Annotated in this window: 14 protein-coding genes; 10 read left to right on the forward strand and 4 right to left on the reverse strand. The window is 53.5% G+C overall.

Annotation, left to right across the window (positions count from 1 at the left end; all coding sequences use genetic code 11):
* Window positions 1-629: 629 nt before the first annotated feature.
* Together SACSAC_RS07320 and SACSAC_RS07325 are read right to left on the reverse strand one after the other, a co-directional pair.
* On the reverse strand, window positions 630-1,019 hold the full coding sequence (locus tag SACSAC_RS07320) for a RidA family protein (protein ID WP_037284993.1): 390 nt from the start codon (window positions 1,017-1,019) through the stop codon (window positions 630-632).
* 440 nt (window positions 1,020-1,459) lie between these two features.
* Complete coding sequence (locus tag SACSAC_RS07325) at window positions 1,460-2,854, reverse strand: ATP-binding protein (protein ID WP_037284995.1); 1,395 nt, start codon at window positions 2,852-2,854, stop codon at window positions 1,460-1,462.
* Window positions 2,855-3,089: 235 nt separating this feature from the next.
* Here SACSAC_RS07325 and SACSAC_RS07330 point away from each other — a divergent pair, with 235 nt between their 5' ends.
* Genes SACSAC_RS07330 through SACSAC_RS07340 form a run of 3 tightly spaced genes read left to right on the forward strand, consistent with a single transcriptional unit; the run spans window position 3,090 to window position 5,319 of the window.
* On the forward strand, window positions 3,090-3,947 hold the full coding sequence (locus SACSAC_RS07330; RefSeq protein ID WP_037284997.1) for a carbon-nitrogen hydrolase family protein: 858 nt from the start codon (window positions 3,090-3,092) through the stop codon (window positions 3,945-3,947).
* Between the two features lie 8 nt (window positions 3,948-3,955).
* The gene (locus SACSAC_RS07335) at window positions 3,956-4,669 is read left to right on the forward strand and encodes a GNAT family N-acetyltransferase (RefSeq protein ID WP_084777955.1); all 714 of its coding nucleotides are present in this window, start codon (window positions 3,956-3,958) and stop codon (window positions 4,667-4,669) included.
* Window positions 4,651-5,319, forward strand: a complete 669-nt coding sequence (locus tag SACSAC_RS07340; RefSeq protein ID WP_037284999.1) for a hypothetical protein — start codon at window positions 4,651-4,653, stop codon at window positions 5,317-5,319. Before SACSAC_RS07335 ends, SACSAC_RS07340 begins: the two co-directional genes overlap by 19 nt.
* 29 nt (window positions 5,320-5,348) lie before the next feature.
* On the opposite strand, the gene SACSAC_RS07345 is transcribed toward SACSAC_RS07340, so the two are convergent.
* Window positions 5,349-5,603, reverse strand: coding sequence for a hypothetical protein (locus tag SACSAC_RS07345; RefSeq protein WP_037285000.1), 255 nt, complete (start codon window positions 5,601-5,603; stop codon window positions 5,349-5,351).
* A gap of 110 nt (window positions 5,604-5,713) precedes the next feature.
* Entirely contained in the window at window positions 5,714-5,941 is a 228-nt protein-coding gene (locus SACSAC_RS07350) for a CsbD family protein (protein WP_211251331.1), read from the reverse strand.
* A gap of 355 nt (window positions 5,942-6,296) precedes the next feature.
* On the opposite strand from SACSAC_RS07350, the gene SACSAC_RS07355 reads away from it, so the two are divergent.
* The 7 genes from SACSAC_RS07355 (at window position 6,297) to SACSAC_RS07385 (ending at window position 14,654) form a co-directional block, all read left to right on the forward strand.
* The gene (locus SACSAC_RS07355; RefSeq protein ID WP_037285002.1) at window positions 6,297-7,232 is read left to right on the forward strand and encodes a hypothetical protein; all 936 of its coding nucleotides are present in this window, start codon (window positions 6,297-6,299) and stop codon (window positions 7,230-7,232) included.
* 139 nt (window positions 7,233-7,371) lie between these two features.
* Window positions 7,372-9,249: an FAD-dependent oxidoreductase gene (locus tag SACSAC_RS07360; RefSeq protein WP_037285004.1), complete on the forward strand. Its 1,878-nt coding sequence runs from the start codon at window positions 7,372-7,374 to the stop codon at window positions 9,247-9,249.
* A 216-nt stretch (window positions 9,250-9,465) separates the two neighbouring features.
* Entirely contained in the window at window positions 9,466-9,897 is a 432-nt protein-coding gene (locus SACSAC_RS07365) for a hypothetical protein (protein ID WP_037285006.1), read from the forward strand.
* 2 nt (window positions 9,898-9,899) lie between these two features.
* Entirely contained in the window at window positions 9,900-10,880 is a 981-nt protein-coding gene (locus tag SACSAC_RS07370; RefSeq protein ID WP_037285008.1) for a polyprenyl synthetase family protein, read from the forward strand.
* A gap of 899 nt (window positions 10,881-11,779) precedes the next feature.
* Entirely contained in the window at window positions 11,780-12,256 is a 477-nt protein-coding gene (locus tag SACSAC_RS07375) for a heme-degrading domain-containing protein (protein WP_037285009.1), read from the forward strand.
* Window positions 12,257-12,465: 209 nt separating this feature from the next.
* Complete coding sequence (locus SACSAC_RS07380) at window positions 12,466-13,302, forward strand: SDR family oxidoreductase (protein ID WP_037292302.1); 837 nt, start codon at window positions 12,466-12,468, stop codon at window positions 13,300-13,302.
* 26 nt (window positions 13,303-13,328) lie between these two features.
* Window positions 13,329-14,654 carry a methyl-accepting chemotaxis protein gene (locus SACSAC_RS07385; RefSeq protein WP_037285011.1) on the forward strand — a complete coding sequence of 442 codons (1,326 nt, stop codon included), beginning with the start codon at window positions 13,329-13,331 and terminating at the stop codon, window positions 14,652-14,654.
* The last annotated feature ends 27 nt before the right edge of the window (window positions 14,655-14,681 follow it).

Here is a 14,681-nt window from a genome sequence, read left to right on the forward strand (position 1 = left end):
CGGCTCGGCTCGGCTCGGCTCGGCTCGGCTAACGGATTCTATGTCCTTTAGAAGCCGAAATCAACCCTCTTCGCGATTTTAACGGATCGTATTGCTGTTAGAAACTCATTTCCCCGCTTTTTCCGCAAAAATCAAGCCAATTCCTGCTCTAAGCGTCATATGAATCCGTTAGAATTTTCAAATCGCTCAAAACAGCCTCTAAGCGTCGCCTCGATCCGTTAGATTTCAACCCTTTCCTTAGACGCTCGGCCTCCCGTCAATTCCCCAAAACCCAAAAAAGACGAAAGGCGGCATCCCGTCCGCCGCCTGTCGTCTTTATCTTTGCACTCCCTACAAAAAAGAAGCCGACTGCATAAAGCAGTCGGCTTGATTCGGCCGGAGAAACCTCCGGCCAGGGAAGGCCCAGTGGGCGCAGGGTGTAGTTGTGTAGGAGTTAAAGACTTTCGAAGAAAGTCACATCGTAAGCGTAAGCTATAGCGTTCGCCTTTGCTTTTGGAAAAACCCATCAGTCAACCATTCCAATTTTCCAAAAGCAACACGCGACCGAAACAACTACACCCGGAGCCCGCGCCCCGCCTTCCCGCACGCCCGGTTTCTAACCCGGCCGAGTCAAAAGGCCGCCCCCGAAATCACTCGGCGAGCGCGATGACTTCAACTTCAACAAGAGCGTCCTTCGGCAGACGAGCCACTTCGATCGTGCTGCGCGCCGGGAAAGGCTCGCTGAAGAACGTGCCGTACACCGCGTTTGCTGCCGCGAAATCGTTCATGTCTTTCAGGAACATCGTTGCTTTCACGACGCGGTCCAGGCCGCTGCCCGCCGCTTCGAGCAGCGCGCGGACATTTTCCAGCGATTGCTTGGCTTGCGCCTCAACGCCGCCGGACGGGAATTCGCCCGTCGCAGGGTCCAGTCCAAGCTGTCCGGAAGCAAAAATGAATCCGTTCGCCGCAACGGCTTGCGAGTAAGGTCCGATTGCGCTTGGTGCTTGGTCGGTAACGATTGGCTTTTTAGTGTTCGACATGTGATCCCATCCTTTTCGGCTTGTAATATAATCTGCTGGCCAATAAGCGTTTAAAACGCTTTATTCCGCTTCGCATATAGGCCTATTTTAAGCGGTGAACCGCCTTCCCGCAAGCCGTCCGTGAAGGACGGACGTCTCTTGCGAGCACGCAAAATCACAATATCAGTTTTTTTCAAGCCCCCGCAGTCTTTCGTCTAGTCAAACGTCGCAACAATGAAGCGCCCGTGCGTTTTCCGATTAATACCCGGCGTCCAACCGTAACGGAAAACGCAAGCAGCAATCCGCCGATCAGCTTCCTGAAAAACGACAAAAAGCCGCAGCTCGGATAAACGAATCATCCGGCAGCGGCATGAAACGGGTTTCGTCGGACCGTTCGAACAGAAATTCCGGGAATTTCGGCAGCGCCAAAATAGGCATCCGATATCGCGAAACCCGCATTTTCAGGAAAGAGGCAAGAACAGCTCAAACGTACTGCCTTTTCCTTCCGCGCTCTCCACCCGAATAAATCCGCCAAGCAAACGTGCCAAATCCCGACTGATCGACAGACCGAGGCCCGTTCCGCCGTATTTTTTGCTCACCGTGCTATCGGCCTGTTGAAAAGCTTCGAAGATCGTAAAATGCTTCTCCGCCGCAATGCCGATACCTGTATCACTGACCGCAAATACAACCCATTCCCCTTTTAACTGCGGCTCCTCGGCCTTGTAGATATTCAGCTCCACCTTGCCCGTCTCCGTGAACTTGAACGCATTCGCGAGCAGGTTGCGCAAGATTTGCTGGAGTCGCTGCGGGTCGGAACAGATCGTATCAGGCAGGTCCTCTTCCACCCGGATATCGAACGTTAACTGCTTGCGCTCGGCGGTAAGCTCGAAATACGGACCGACCCAAGTCGGAATCTCGACCAGACTGATATCTTCGGTGACCACTTCCAACTTGCCCGCTTCGACTTTGGACAGATCGAGAATATCGTTGATGATCTTGAGCAAATCCTCGCCCGAGTGGAAAATGAGCTGTCCGTAGCGGTGCATCTCCTCGCTGCTCGTATCGTCGGCCGAATCCGAGATGAACTGCGCCAGATTGATGATGCTGTTTAAGGGTGTCCGAAGCTCGTGCGACATATTGGCCAAAAATTCCGATTTGTACTGCGAGGCGAGCTGAAGCTGCTTGGCCCGATCTTCCAAAACGGCTTTGTTTTTCTCGAGCTCCTCCGTTTGCTGACGAAGCAGCCGATTCAATTTGCCTAGTTCGACGGCACGATGCTGATCCTTTTGAAAATCCCTCAGGATAAAAGCGAAGAACGAACACAACAACAGGCTGGTCGGCAGCGTGTACGGCAAGATATGCAGCAGATATTCATCCGCGGGAATAACGCCGAAAATCGCGATGTTCACGCAATTCAGCACGTTCATGACGCCAAGCGCAACGGCCGCCTGCCGCAAAAAGCTCCAGTTCACGCCGCGGAGCCAACTATTCAGTAACGCTCCCACGAGGCCCAAAATCGTCAAATTAATAAAACCGGCCAACGCCGCGTCGGTAAAACCGAAAGCAAAACGCGTCAATCCGATGCCTAACCCGACGACAAAGACGACAGGCGGACGTTGATACACGAATATGGCAATCAATAGCGGAACGATGCGCATATCGAAAATAATGCCTTCGCGCAATTCAAAACCGAAAAACGTAGCGGACCAGCCGCCTGCGATCAACAACAAAACCGAACCTATGTATTTCACGACACCCGACGTGCGGTAAATCGCATATTTGTAGATGAGATTGGCGATATAAGCAAACGTAACGAGAACCGCCATGTTTTGAATGAACATTTTGGAAAATTCCATCTCTTCGCCTCTGTTTCCTGGATCTCCCGCTCCGGCATTGTTGGCCCCATCATACCACGAAGTTTCGGTTGCGGATATATTCACCTTTTTTCGAACGTATGATCTTTTATTTTTATACACGATACATTTTTTGTCAAGAAAAAAGCGGGTTTGATAAGTGTTTTCCTAACATTTCCGCGTCGCCCCCGAATTTGCTATGATGAAGCTATCTTGAATTCAAGGAGGTTTCACGCCAATGAAAATGCGCGCAGCCGCCGTGCAATATCACCTGCATTCGATCTCGTCCTTCGACGAGTTTGCGGCGCAGGCGGAACACTATGTCAAAACCGCTCAAGAGTTCGAAACCGAATTTTTGCTGTTCCCCGAATTTTTCACGACGCAGTTGCTATCCATCCCGGACGAGCAGGGCAATGCCCGCGGAATCGAAAGTCTCCCTGATTATACGTCGGCGTACCTGGATTTGTTTCGCGACCTCGCTGCCCGCTCGGACATGCACATCATCGCAGGCACGCATGTGGTGCGCCGGGAGGGCAAGCTTTACAATACGGCCCACCTGTTCTATCCGGACGGACGGGTAGAAACGCAAGAGAAAATCCATATCACGCCGACCGAGGTCCATGAATGGAATATGGCCAAAGGCGACGGACTGACCGTTTTCCAGACGGAAAAAGGCACCATCGCGATGTTGACCTGTTATGACATCGAGTTCCCGGAGATCGTCCGCATGGCACGTGCCAAAGGCGCCGACGTGATCTTTTGCCCATCCTGCACGGACGATCGGCACGGTTTCCATCGCGTCCGCTATTGCTGCCACGCGCGCACGATCGAGAACCAGATCTACATCGTGACGACGGGTACTGTAGGCTCTCTGCCGACTGTCGACTTTATGCGCGGGAACTTCGGTCAAGCCGCCGTCCTTTCGCCGAATGATGTCCCGTTCCCGCCCAAAGGCATTGTCGCCGAAGGCGAAATCAACGATGACATGATTATCGTAGCCGACTTGGATCTCAGTCTTTTGGATCAGGTACGAGAAAAAGGTTCGGTCACGACATGGCGAGACCGCCGCACGGATCTGTATACGGATTGGTCCTGAGGTCCCCCATGAGCGAAACGGTGATCTACGAAAAAAGCTGCTATGTTTTCCGAAATGGACATCCCGAGCGATTACGCATTCGCAACTATGCGGAGCCGGACATTGAAGCTCTGATCGAGATTCAGCGCGAATGCTTCCCGCCGCCCTATCCATCCGAGCTGTGGTGGAACCGGGAACAACTACTTCAACACATGGAAAGATTCCCGGCAGGCGCATTATGCGCGGAAGTCGATGGGCGTCTGGTCGGATCGCTGACTACCATGATTACGTCTTTTGACCCGGCACACGCTGAGCATAGCTGGGCTGAAATGACAGATAACGGGTACATTGGCACCCACGACGCGGCAGGCGATACTCTATATGTCGTCGATATCAGCGTCTCTCCTGCCGCGCGCGGTCTCGGATTGGGCAAACAAATGCTTCAATCGGCCTATGAGCTTGTGGTCGCATTGGGACTCACTCGTCTGCTTGGCGGGGGGAGAATGCCCGGATACGGCGCGGTGCAGCATGAAGTCACGCCCGAGCGTTATGTAGACGACGTGCTGCACGGACGCCGACGCGATCCGGTTATCGGCTTTTTGCTCCACTGCGGACGCACGCCGCTTGCCGTCGTGCCCGATTATCTGGACGATGAGGAATCGGCCAATCATGCTTTGTTGATGGAATGGCGCAACCCGTTTCAATATAAAGGAGGAATCGTCGAATGGAATACACGAGAGTAACCGATATTGCCGATCCGCTCTTTGCAGGGCTGCATCGGCTGATGAGTGAAATTTTCCCGCCGGAGGAAGTGCTGGCGTTCGATCTTTGGAAAGAACCGCTGCAAGATCCCGGCATTCGAGTATTCGTGGCCGTGCATGACGGGGAAGTCGTAGGTGCCACAGAGTATCGATATTATGCGGAAGACGATATTGCCATGACTGATTTTACGATCATCGGTCGCTCCGGGCTCGGAATCGGGCCTTTCCTGGCTAACCGTCGCGAAGCTGATCTGAGAAGACTGGCTAGCGAAGCAGGCGGAATGCTCAAAGGCATGTTTGCCGAAATTTATGATCCCTATCAATCGCAGGAGCATGAATTTGGCAGCGTAAAACCGATGGATCCGTTTGTTCGCCGCGAAGTATTGGCCCATCTGGGCTATCGTCGTCTGAACTTCGGCTATGTGCATCCTTCCTGGCAGGGCGACGGCGAAGCCGTTGGCGGTCTTGACCTATGCTTCCTGCCTTATGAAGACACTTCATCCCTCCCCGGAAGCTTCATTGCCAAGTTCCTGCGCACGTATTACAGCGTTTTAGAACCGAAGCCCGCGCAGTGGACCGAGATGGTCGAGGCACTGGAACAGCGGGATGCTGTAGAGATGCTTCCTTTATAAAGGCTCAAAAAAAGAGTGCGACCGCGCCGTCAGGCGCGGTGGGCACTCTTTTTGTTTCCATGTTTTTTGGGAGCGGAGAACGCCTGGCGTTTCCACTTGGAAAGCACAACGGGAAAAGCGACTGAACGAAGGTTATTCTCCGCCCTTTCGCCTTCCGTCGTCTCTCCTTCCGGAAGTTTGTAATAACGAAGGTCATAGGAGCTTACAAGTCCGCCTTGAACGGTAATGACGACATGGCCGCGCTGCTCGATAATCCTGCCGGATACGACATGAGATTCCACCATGGCTGCGTCCCCTCTCTTCTGCTTCCGGATTTCAACCCGTGATCCCGCACGGCTTCCGCTTAATTCCGCTTCTACCCGGTGCGGACGCCGATTGGTCGTTTGTCCTTATATTAGCGATCGCTGCCCGTCGTGAGCGCGGACGCCCAAGACTTGTATTCCAATTCGGCCGCTTCGGCATCATGCCCGTAGCGCTCGCGAACTTTCTCGATCAGCTTTTCCTTGTCTCCGTTTATATACTCCAAGTCCGCTTCCGTCAGTTTGCTCCATTGTTTCTTCGCCTCGTGCTGCGTCTGATTCCATCTGCCTTTAATCACTTTGGTTTCGATTGGATTGGTCATGAGGTCAGCTCCTAACTAATTGGAAATCGGTTTAATTTGAATTACCCTGGCTTCCATTTGCTGAATCCGGACAAGGGTCGTTAAAGCCGTAAGCATGGGGTGAAAAAAATCGAAATTCGACACGGAACGCGCAGAATGAGACATATGCCACATACTTTGTGATTATTATCACATGAATACTTCAAATTGTATGTTATTCTGATATCGAAAACGGTGACGGACGGAGAAGGAACCCACGCAGCATCCGCATTCCGGAGCATTTTAGCCGGTTGAACACCGCTCTGACGGAATCGTTTTCGGTAAATCGTTGATCGTTCGGAACGATTCATTCAGACAATGACGGAGGGGTTAAGGAATGGGTAAAAAACATTGGTCTATCATGATGTGCAGCGTGCTGTTGTTGGGCGTATTGGCAGCATGCGGAAGCAACAACGAAACGGCAACAACAGCGGAACCGGCAGCGCAAACAGAAACAGCGGCGGAACCGGCGGCAACTACCGAAACAACGGAGCCGGCCGAAACGGCAGCCGAACCTGCTGAAGCAACATCCGATCTGCAAGACGGCATGTACTTCGCGCAAGGCGAAATGGACGCGAACTCCGGTTGGCAGCCTTACGTGATCCTTCAAGTCGAAGGCGGCAAAATCACGGATGCAACATGGAGCGCATCGAGCATCAACGCGGGTCTCGACAAGAAAACTTCTTCCGAAGAAGGCAAGTACGGCATGAAGGCAGGCGGCGCTTCTTCCGAGTGGCACGAACAAGCCGAGAAGATCGAACAATACCTGATCGACAACCAAGATCCGGCGAAAATCACGACTGACGCCGAAGGACATACGGATGTCGTATCCGGCGTGTCCGTACACGTGAATGATTTCACTGAGCTTGCCGCAAAAGCGCTGGCAGCCGGACCGGTTGAAGCCGGCCCTTATAAGGATGGCGCTTACCATGCGGAAGCAGCCGATTTCGATGCGGAAAGCGGTTGGAAAGAAACGGTTGACGTGACCGTTGCCGCCGGCAAAATCGTGGCCGTTAACTTCAGCGGCGTGAACGCGGCCGGCGAAGACAAGAAAACGAACTCCAAGGACGGCAAGTACGGCATGAAAGCGGGCGGCGCTTCTTCCGAATGGCACGAACAAGCCGAAAAAACCGAACAGTACCTGATCGAGAAGCAAGATCCGACGGCTGTCGAAACGACCGAAGACGGCAAAACGGACGCAATCAGCGGCGTATCCATCCATATCGGCTCTTACCTCAAATTGGCCGAAGAAGCTCTGGCAGGCGCGAAGTAATCGAAGCTGCCTGTCTCGCAACGAATACATTTGCATATTTTAATCTGAAACAACGGACGGGCTGCCGCCTGCCCCTCGCGAGCGATCGCGAAGGCCGGCGGGCGCGCGAAGTCCGTCAACGGAAAGGTTGGTTTTCCTGATGAAGAAGATAGTCGTATTGGGCGGCGGTTACGGCGGCGTTCTGACTGCAAAAAAATTAGCGAAAAACTTTAAAAAAAATGACGATGTACAGATTCAACTGATTGACCGCAATCCTTATCACACCATGTTGACCGAGCTCCACGAGGTCGCGGCAAACCGGACTTCCGAAGATGCGGTCAAAATGGATCTCAAAAAGATTTTTGCCGGCCTCAAGGTCGACGTAGTCCTCGATGAAGTAGAGAACATTGACTTCAATGCACAGTCTCTACAGGGGAAACGGTCTTCCTACGCGTATGACTATCTCGTCATCGGAACAGGTTCCAAACCTACTTTCTTCGGTATTCAAGGCGCTGAAGAAAACAGCTACACGCTATGGTCTTACGACGATGCCGTGAAACTGAAAGATCGCTTCCGCCAGATGTTCACCGAAGCTTCGAAAGAAACCGACAAAGCGATTCGTCGCGAAAAACTGTCATTCGTCGTGGTAGGAGCAGGCTTCACCGGCGTCGAGCTGATCGGCGAAATGGCCGAATACCGCAAAGAGTTGTGCCGCGAGTTCTTCATCGAAGAATCCGAAGTTCGCATGATCGTTGCCGATATGGCACCGAAGATCCTGCCTCTGCTGCCGGATAACCTGATTGCCAAAGCCGAAAAACGTCTGAAAAAGATGGACATCGAGATCATTGTCGGCAAGCAAATCACCGGCGTATCCGAAACGGGCGTCGACCTCGGCGATCAAAAGCTGATTGCCCGTACGGTCATCTGGACGGCAGGCGTCGAAGGCGCGGGCATTCTCGATAAGCTGGACGTTCAACAAAAAGGCCGCAAACGGATCGAAACGAATGCGCATCTGCAAAGTTTGGATCACGAAAACGTCTACGTCGTCGGCGACAATATCTTCTTCATTCCGGAAGGCGAAGAGCGTCCGGTTCCGCAGATGGTCGAAAACGCCGAGCACGCCGCACCGCTGATCGCGCACAATATCACGGCCGATATCAAAGGCGGTACGAAAAAAGAATACAAACCGGCTTTCCACGGTACGATGGTATCGATCGGCAGCCGCTACGGCGTCGCAAGCGTAGGTCTGCCGGGCAAATTCTTCCCTCTTACCGGACTGTTCGCGATGTTCGCCAAGCATGCCATCAACGTTCTGTACCTGTGCACGGTCCTGGGCTTCAATAAAGTCTGGACGTACATGATGCATGAAGTCTTCCATGCCCACGATCGCCGCACCTTCCTGGGCGGACACTTCTCGAAGCGCTCGCCGAACTTCTGGCTCGTTCCGCTTCGCGTATTCGTCGGCTGGATGTGGCTGCATGAAGGTTGGGATAAGCTTCAGAAGATTATTGACGATCCGAATAAAATTTTCCTGATCCCGGCTGACCCGCGTGCGGACGTCGTCAGCGCCGCTTCTCAAGCGGTGGGCAACGTTGCCGATACGGTCGACGCTCAAGCAGCCGCTTCCGCGGTTCAAACCGCTGGCGAAGCCGTTACGGCGATTCCGGTTCCAGGCTTCGTATCGGATATGGTTCAATCGATGATGAACCTGATGTTCTACACGGGCGACGGCGGCTATACATGGCTCGCTACCGCTTTCCAAATCGGCATGGTCGCCGCTGAAATCATCTTCGGCTTGATGCTGATCGCCGGTCTGTTCTCCGCGATTGCTTCGCTCGCAACGATCGCGATGGGCCTCATGATTTGGTCGTCCGGCATGGCGCCGACCGACATGTGGTGGTACTGGTTCGCGGCATTCGCTCTTATCGGCGGATCGGGAAGCATCTTCGGCCTGGACTACTACGTCCTGCCATGGCTCAAGAAACATTGGAAGAAAACCTGGTTTGCCAAACGCTGGTATCTTTATACCGACGACTGAGGCGTTTCGATAACGGAATCGCTATAACCAACCGACTTTGCGTTACGGGCGGGGTCATGTGCAGCTTACGACGCACATGACCCCGCTTTTTTTCAAACCGACCTAACAGTTACGCTTTGCATAATCAACGAATTTGTCTCATAATGTGGGGGAATCCGAGTGAACACGGTATATCAGCCGATTCGGTATTTTGTTAGTCCGTCAAGGGGTGCTTCAATGAACGACATAATGATCCGGGAAGCGCTGGAACGCCTTCAGGCCGAGATCGACCCGGTCACGCGCATCCGCCTCAAACCGGAAAAGTCGGTGCTTGTCGAAGCGTTAACCGCCTTCGAACGCTGCGGCGTAGAACCGCTGCGGCGACCGAGACTGTTGGCGATCTATACGCTTTTGGCCTCAGCGTTCGCTCGACATTCCGAGCCGCTGGAGTTGGACGATGCAGAACTGACCCGCCGCATCCTGGACGGCGATTATCTGTATAGTCTCTACATTCAATATGCCTTAAAATGCAAGGAAGAATCATTGCTCCGCGACTTGTCTCCGTTCGTCAAAAAAATCCAAATTGCCCGCGCGCTAGACCAAGACGAACAAGTTCCTCTTCTGTCGGCCTTCGAGCAAATCCTTCTGAATCATAAGGAGGCGAATTAGGCATGCCGTTGCACAAAAAGTTACGAATCGACCTGCGCCGGATCGATCGGGAGATGAAGCGGATCGTGAAGCACGACAAGGATGTGCCGCCTCATTCGGAACTGGAAAAATCCCTGTTGCAAACGATCAACGCAGGCGGAAAACGGCTGCGCCCGATGCTGGTCATGGTCGGAAGCCGCTTCGGCAGGCGTCCGAACGACAACCGAATCGTACAGCTTGCCGCGGCTGCCGAATTCATTCACACCGCCTCGCTGATTCACGACGACCTGATCGACCGCTCGCCGCTGCGGCGTGGGGAGCCTTCTCTGCACATGCTTATCGGTCCGGCAAAAGCAGTCTATGTCGGCAACTATATGTCGGCACGCGTTGTCGAGCTGTTATCCCAAGTGGACGAAGAGCCGGAAGGCGATCGACAAAGCTTCACCGCCGTCGCGACTGCGGAACTGTGCCTGGGCGAATACGAACAATTGGAACATGCCTACAACTACAACATGAGCCTGGATGATTATCTGTTGAAGTCCAGGCACAAAACCGCCCACCTCATGGCCGTCTCCCTCGAATTCGGTGCCAGAGCCGCCGGAGCCCCGGAACCCGTCTGCCAAAGCCTGTATCGGTTCGGCGAGCATTTGGGCCTGTCGTTCCAAATCCGGGACGACCTGCTCGACTTCACTGCTTCGGCGAAGCAGCTCGGCAAGCCGGCGGGAAGCGATCTGCTCGGCGGCCAAGTTACCCTTCCTGTGCTATACGCGCTCGAAGACGCGCAGCTTGCTGCGCAAATTCGCAGCGTAGGCCCGCATACGAAGCCGGAAGACATCCAGCCCCTGCTGGAACAAATCCGCACGAGCGGTGCTCTAAAACGCGCCGAGGCATTCTGCGACGCAGAACTGCAACGCGCCCGCGATATCGCTCTCTCTCTGGGCGATTATGCCGCCCAGGCTGATCTGTTGTCTTTGGCCGACTATTTCGGCGGGCGGACGTTTTAGAGGGGAAGCGGCGAGGCGGCTTCCGGGGCGAAGTTACTGTTCGTTTTTTCGCCTCCGGCGGGGCTTCGGGGGAGTGCGTTCCGGGCGCTGTCTCAACCGGGAAGCGGGATCGAATTACAGCGGAAGCTTCCCGATTTCAAAGGCGCCCTTCACCCACTCCCCTCCGCCCGGTCGGCCGACTTCAAAAACCGGAACTTCAGAAGCAAACCCAAAAGGCCGACGGACCCTATACCGTCGGCTTTTGGTTTAGATTACAGGCTAAACTAAATGCAAAATATCGCAGCAGGGCATTTTTTAACGGATCGTCATTCCTTTAGAGCAGCTTTTTGAACGTCCGGCGAGTTTTAACGGATCCACGCGACGCTTAGCGAAGAAAACCGTGCTTTTCGAACCCTCAAAACCCTACTTTTACCTGCTAAGCGTCATCTGTATCCGTTAAAAACTCCCGAACCCGAATTTTGCGCGCTAAGCGTCCCCTCGATCCGTTAAACTTCGCCCGTTACAAAAATCCTGCCTGCTGTCGCCTAAAATTCGATAATCCGTAACTCCCTCGCTTCTCCCTAACTCTCGCAACGATATGCAACCAAGCAACTGCTCCTTTCCAGCGATGTTCCAAAGGAACGAGCCTGTTCCCTACCTCTCCCCAATGAATACCTCCGTCCCAAAAGTTTGTCTCAATCAGATGTAGCTTTGAGTGAGTCTGAATCGCATTTAAACCGTATGCGTTTCAAACTCACTCAAACCATCATTAGAATGAGACAAACCACCAGGAGAGTGATTTCCTTTTAGAGCGACTTTTGGCTTTCCGTAGGAAAACAACCCGGAGCGATAAAAGGAAATCACTCTCCCCGCGTCGAATACCCCACATCTCAGCACATAATAAAGGAGCTACTCACCCCATGACTACAGACGAACAGCTGGCGCAAATGCGGCAGGAAGAAGAAGAATTACGGTTTCGCGCTTTTGACGCGGAAACAGCGCTTGCATTAGGTTTGACTTTGATTGAAGAAGCACGTCGAACCGACAAAAAAGTTACGGTAGACATCACTCGCAAAGGACATCGCCTTTTCCTGCACGCGATGGAAGGCACCTCGCCGGAAAACGAAGACTGGATTCGGCGCAAAAACAATACCGTCGGACGCTTCGTCAAAAGCTCCTGGCACACCGCACTCCAGCTTCGCAGCGAAAACAAGACCTTGTCGGCAGACTTCGGACTCAGCGACAATGAATTTGTACTCGCCGGCGGAGCTTTCCCGCTGATCGTAGCCGGAGAAGGCTTAATCGGAACCGTCACCGTATCGGGCCTCCCCGATCAAGAAGACCACGATCTCGTAACCTCCGGCATCCGTCGTTTCCTCAGCGAGAGCCAGAATTGATATAACGAACATATTCATTAAACCTTTTCAAAAGACGCGCACCCTGCACGCGTCTTTTTTTATTTTCCCAAACCTCCGATCTTAACGCAGCGCCGCCCCGCCATGTTCCTTCCGTTTTGTTTAGCTTGAGTTTACCCACCGAGCTTATGATGACTTCAGCATTCAAGGCCCAAGCCGAATTAATCCTGAACAGAAACGGGTGGATGAACATGCAGCAAGTATGCGTCATTACCGGCGGCGGCGGCGGAATGGGGCTCGCTACCGCCAAGCTAATCGGACAAGAAAACCAGTACATCGTCATCGCAGGCCGTACTTTATCCAAGCTTCAAGAAGCGGTACGAGAACTGCAAGCCGAAGGCATTCAGGCCGAAGCCGTAGTCTGCGATATCGCTTCTGCCGAAGAAGTCCGCCGTCTGGCCGCCTATGCGCGAAGCATCGGGCCGATCGCTTCGGTCATTCATGCAGCGGGCATGTCTCCTCATATGGGCAACCCACTGGAGATCATGACAGCGAATGCGATCGGCACTTTGCATGTTCACGCAGCTTTTTATGACGTGCTTGAAAAAGGGTCCTGTCTGGTCGACGTGGCTTCAATGGCCGGACACCTGATTCCGCGCTTTATTTTACCCATTCGCAAATATCGGCTGGCAAACGTCAACGGGGAACTTTTCCTGCGCAAAATGATGGCACGCGTCAACCTGTTCCCGGTTCGGCTTCGCTCGGAGGTTGCCTATGGCATTTCCAAACACTTCGTCATTCACTACGCAGAACGCGAGGCCGCAAGATTCGGAGCAAAAGGAATACGCGTCCTATCCGTCTCGCCGGGATCATTCGATACCCCGATGGGCGAAGTCGAAAAGGAAACCGCCTCCTTGTACACCAAATACTGCGCAATCCCGCGGTTCGGACGTGTGGAGGAAGCGGCTTATCTGCTCGCCTTTTGCGCGGGAAACAAGGTTGCTTATCTGACCGGAACCGACATTCTATGCGATGGGGGATGCGTGGCCTCCGGCTTCAACCCGCTGCGCGACCGAGCCAAAGCCTAAACACTATTGAGGGAGAGATCAAGACCGTGACCAACAAAAAGCCGTCCAAACGTTTCAATTCCATCCAATTCAAATTGGTGATTGTCGTGCTGATCGTACAAATGGCAAGCTCTAACATCGGAGGCATCATCAACAACTCCATGTATCATGGCAAAAAAGCGCTGGAGCAGATGGGCGTCGGCACGTATTTTCTGGACGGCTCTTTCGGTGTCGCAATCTCGGCAGTGCTCAACATCATCATCTGCTCTTTTCTGATCGTGCTTATGTATGACCGGTTGATTCTGAAACGTTTGAAAAAAGTCATGGCTCACGCGGAAAACTTAGGAAGAGGCGACTTCTCTAAAAAACTGGACTTCAAAGGCAGCGACGATATCAGCCAATTGGCCTTTTCCCTCGATCAAGCGGTCGGTAATGTACAGGAGCTGCTCGGCGATATCTCGGACAGTTCCCGTTCCATGAACGCATCGAGTGCGGGACTGCTCGGCTCGGTCAGCCATGCTTCGACTTCGATTCAGCAGATCAACGACTCCGCTTCGGCACTGGCCGGCGAGACGGAATCGCTCAGCGCGCATATGGAAGAAGCGTCGGCCGCTACGGAAAGCATCCGACAATCGGTGGACGTACTGCTGGACCGGGCCAGTCACGCGGCAGCAGCTTCCGAACAGATTCGCAGTCATGCCAAAGAAACCAAAGCCGAACTGCTCCAATCGATTCGCAAAGCCGACGACATGTATGCGCAGCGCCATAGCGAAATCATGCAAGCCGTTGAACGGGAAAAAGTGGTCGACGAGATTGAGACGATTGCCTCGGCGATCCGGAACATTGCGGTCCAAACGGGGATTCTTGCTTTGAATGCTTCGATCGAAGCCGCGCGATTCGGCGAAGAAGGCAAAGGCTTTGCCGTAGTCGCGGAAGAAGTGAAAAAGCTGGCCGAGCAATCCGGGGCGGCTGTCGGCAATGTCGATCAGATCGTCGCGCAGATCCGCCAGGTCTTCACCGACCTGTCTTCCAGCTCCCGAAACGTACTGGATTATATGGAACAGGAAGTGAAACCGCAGTTCGGGATGCTTTTACAAACCAGCGCCAGCCATGAAGAGGAGGCGCAGCGCATGCACGGCATCGCCTCGGCGGTCAACGAATCGGCGGAGACCGTCGGCCATTCCGTCCAGGATATCGGTAAAGTGATCGAATTCGTCACCGGCCTCTCCGTGCGCACCGTCGATAACGTGGAAGAAATTAACGCCAGTTTGTCCGGCATCTCGGCGGCTTTGCAGCAGACCGAACATTCGTCGCAAGAGCAGAACGCATTGGCGGATCGGTTAAGTGAACGAGTGGGACAATTTACGATCTGAATCCGGGGTGCTTGAAACGAACAAAAG

Source organism: Saccharibacillus sacchari DSM 19268, assembly GCF_000585395.1.
Classification (GTDB): domain Bacteria; phylum Bacillota; class Bacilli; order Paenibacillales; family Paenibacillaceae; genus Saccharibacillus; species Saccharibacillus sacchari.

Bases quoted from the DNA above. Each gene is read 5' to 3' on its own strand.
- SACSAC_RS07320 (WP_037284993.1), bottom strand. From the start codon at position 1,019: ATGTCGAACACTAAAAAGCCAATCGTTACCGACCAAGCACCAAGCGCA.
- SACSAC_RS07325 (WP_037284995.1), bottom strand. From the start codon at position 2,854: ATGGAATTTTCCAAAATGTTCATTCAAAACATGGCGGTTCTCGTTACG.
- SACSAC_RS07330 (WP_037284997.1), top strand. From the start codon at position 3,090: ATGAAAATGCGCGCAGCCGCCGTGCAATATCACCTGCATTCGATCTCG.
- SACSAC_RS07335 (WP_084777955.1), top strand. From the start codon at position 3,956: ATGAGCGAAACGGTGATCTACGAAAAAAGCTGCTATGTTTTCCGAAAT.
- SACSAC_RS07340 (WP_037284999.1), top strand. From the start codon at position 4,651: ATGGAATACACGAGAGTAACCGATATTGCCGATCCGCTCTTTGCAGGG.
- SACSAC_RS07345 (WP_037285000.1), bottom strand. From the start codon at position 5,603: ATGGTGGAATCTCATGTCGTATCCGGCAGGATTATCGAGCAGCGCGGC.
- SACSAC_RS07350 (WP_211251331.1), bottom strand. From the start codon at position 5,941: ATGACCAATCCAATCGAAACCAAAGTGATTAAAGGCAGATGGAATCAG.
- SACSAC_RS07355 (WP_037285002.1), top strand. From the start codon at position 6,297: ATGGGTAAAAAACATTGGTCTATCATGATGTGCAGCGTGCTGTTGTTG.
- SACSAC_RS07360 (WP_037285004.1), top strand. From the start codon at position 7,372: ATGAAGAAGATAGTCGTATTGGGCGGCGGTTACGGCGGCGTTCTGACT.
- SACSAC_RS07365 (WP_037285006.1), top strand. From the start codon at position 9,466: ATGAACGACATAATGATCCGGGAAGCGCTGGAACGCCTTCAGGCCGAG.
- SACSAC_RS07370 (WP_037285008.1), top strand. From the start codon at position 9,900: ATGCCGTTGCACAAAAAGTTACGAATCGACCTGCGCCGGATCGATCGG.
- SACSAC_RS07375 (WP_037285009.1), top strand. From the start codon at position 11,780: ATGACTACAGACGAACAGCTGGCGCAAATGCGGCAGGAAGAAGAAGAA.
- SACSAC_RS07380 (WP_037292302.1), top strand. From the start codon at position 12,466: ATGCAGCAAGTATGCGTCATTACCGGCGGCGGCGGCGGAATGGGGCTC.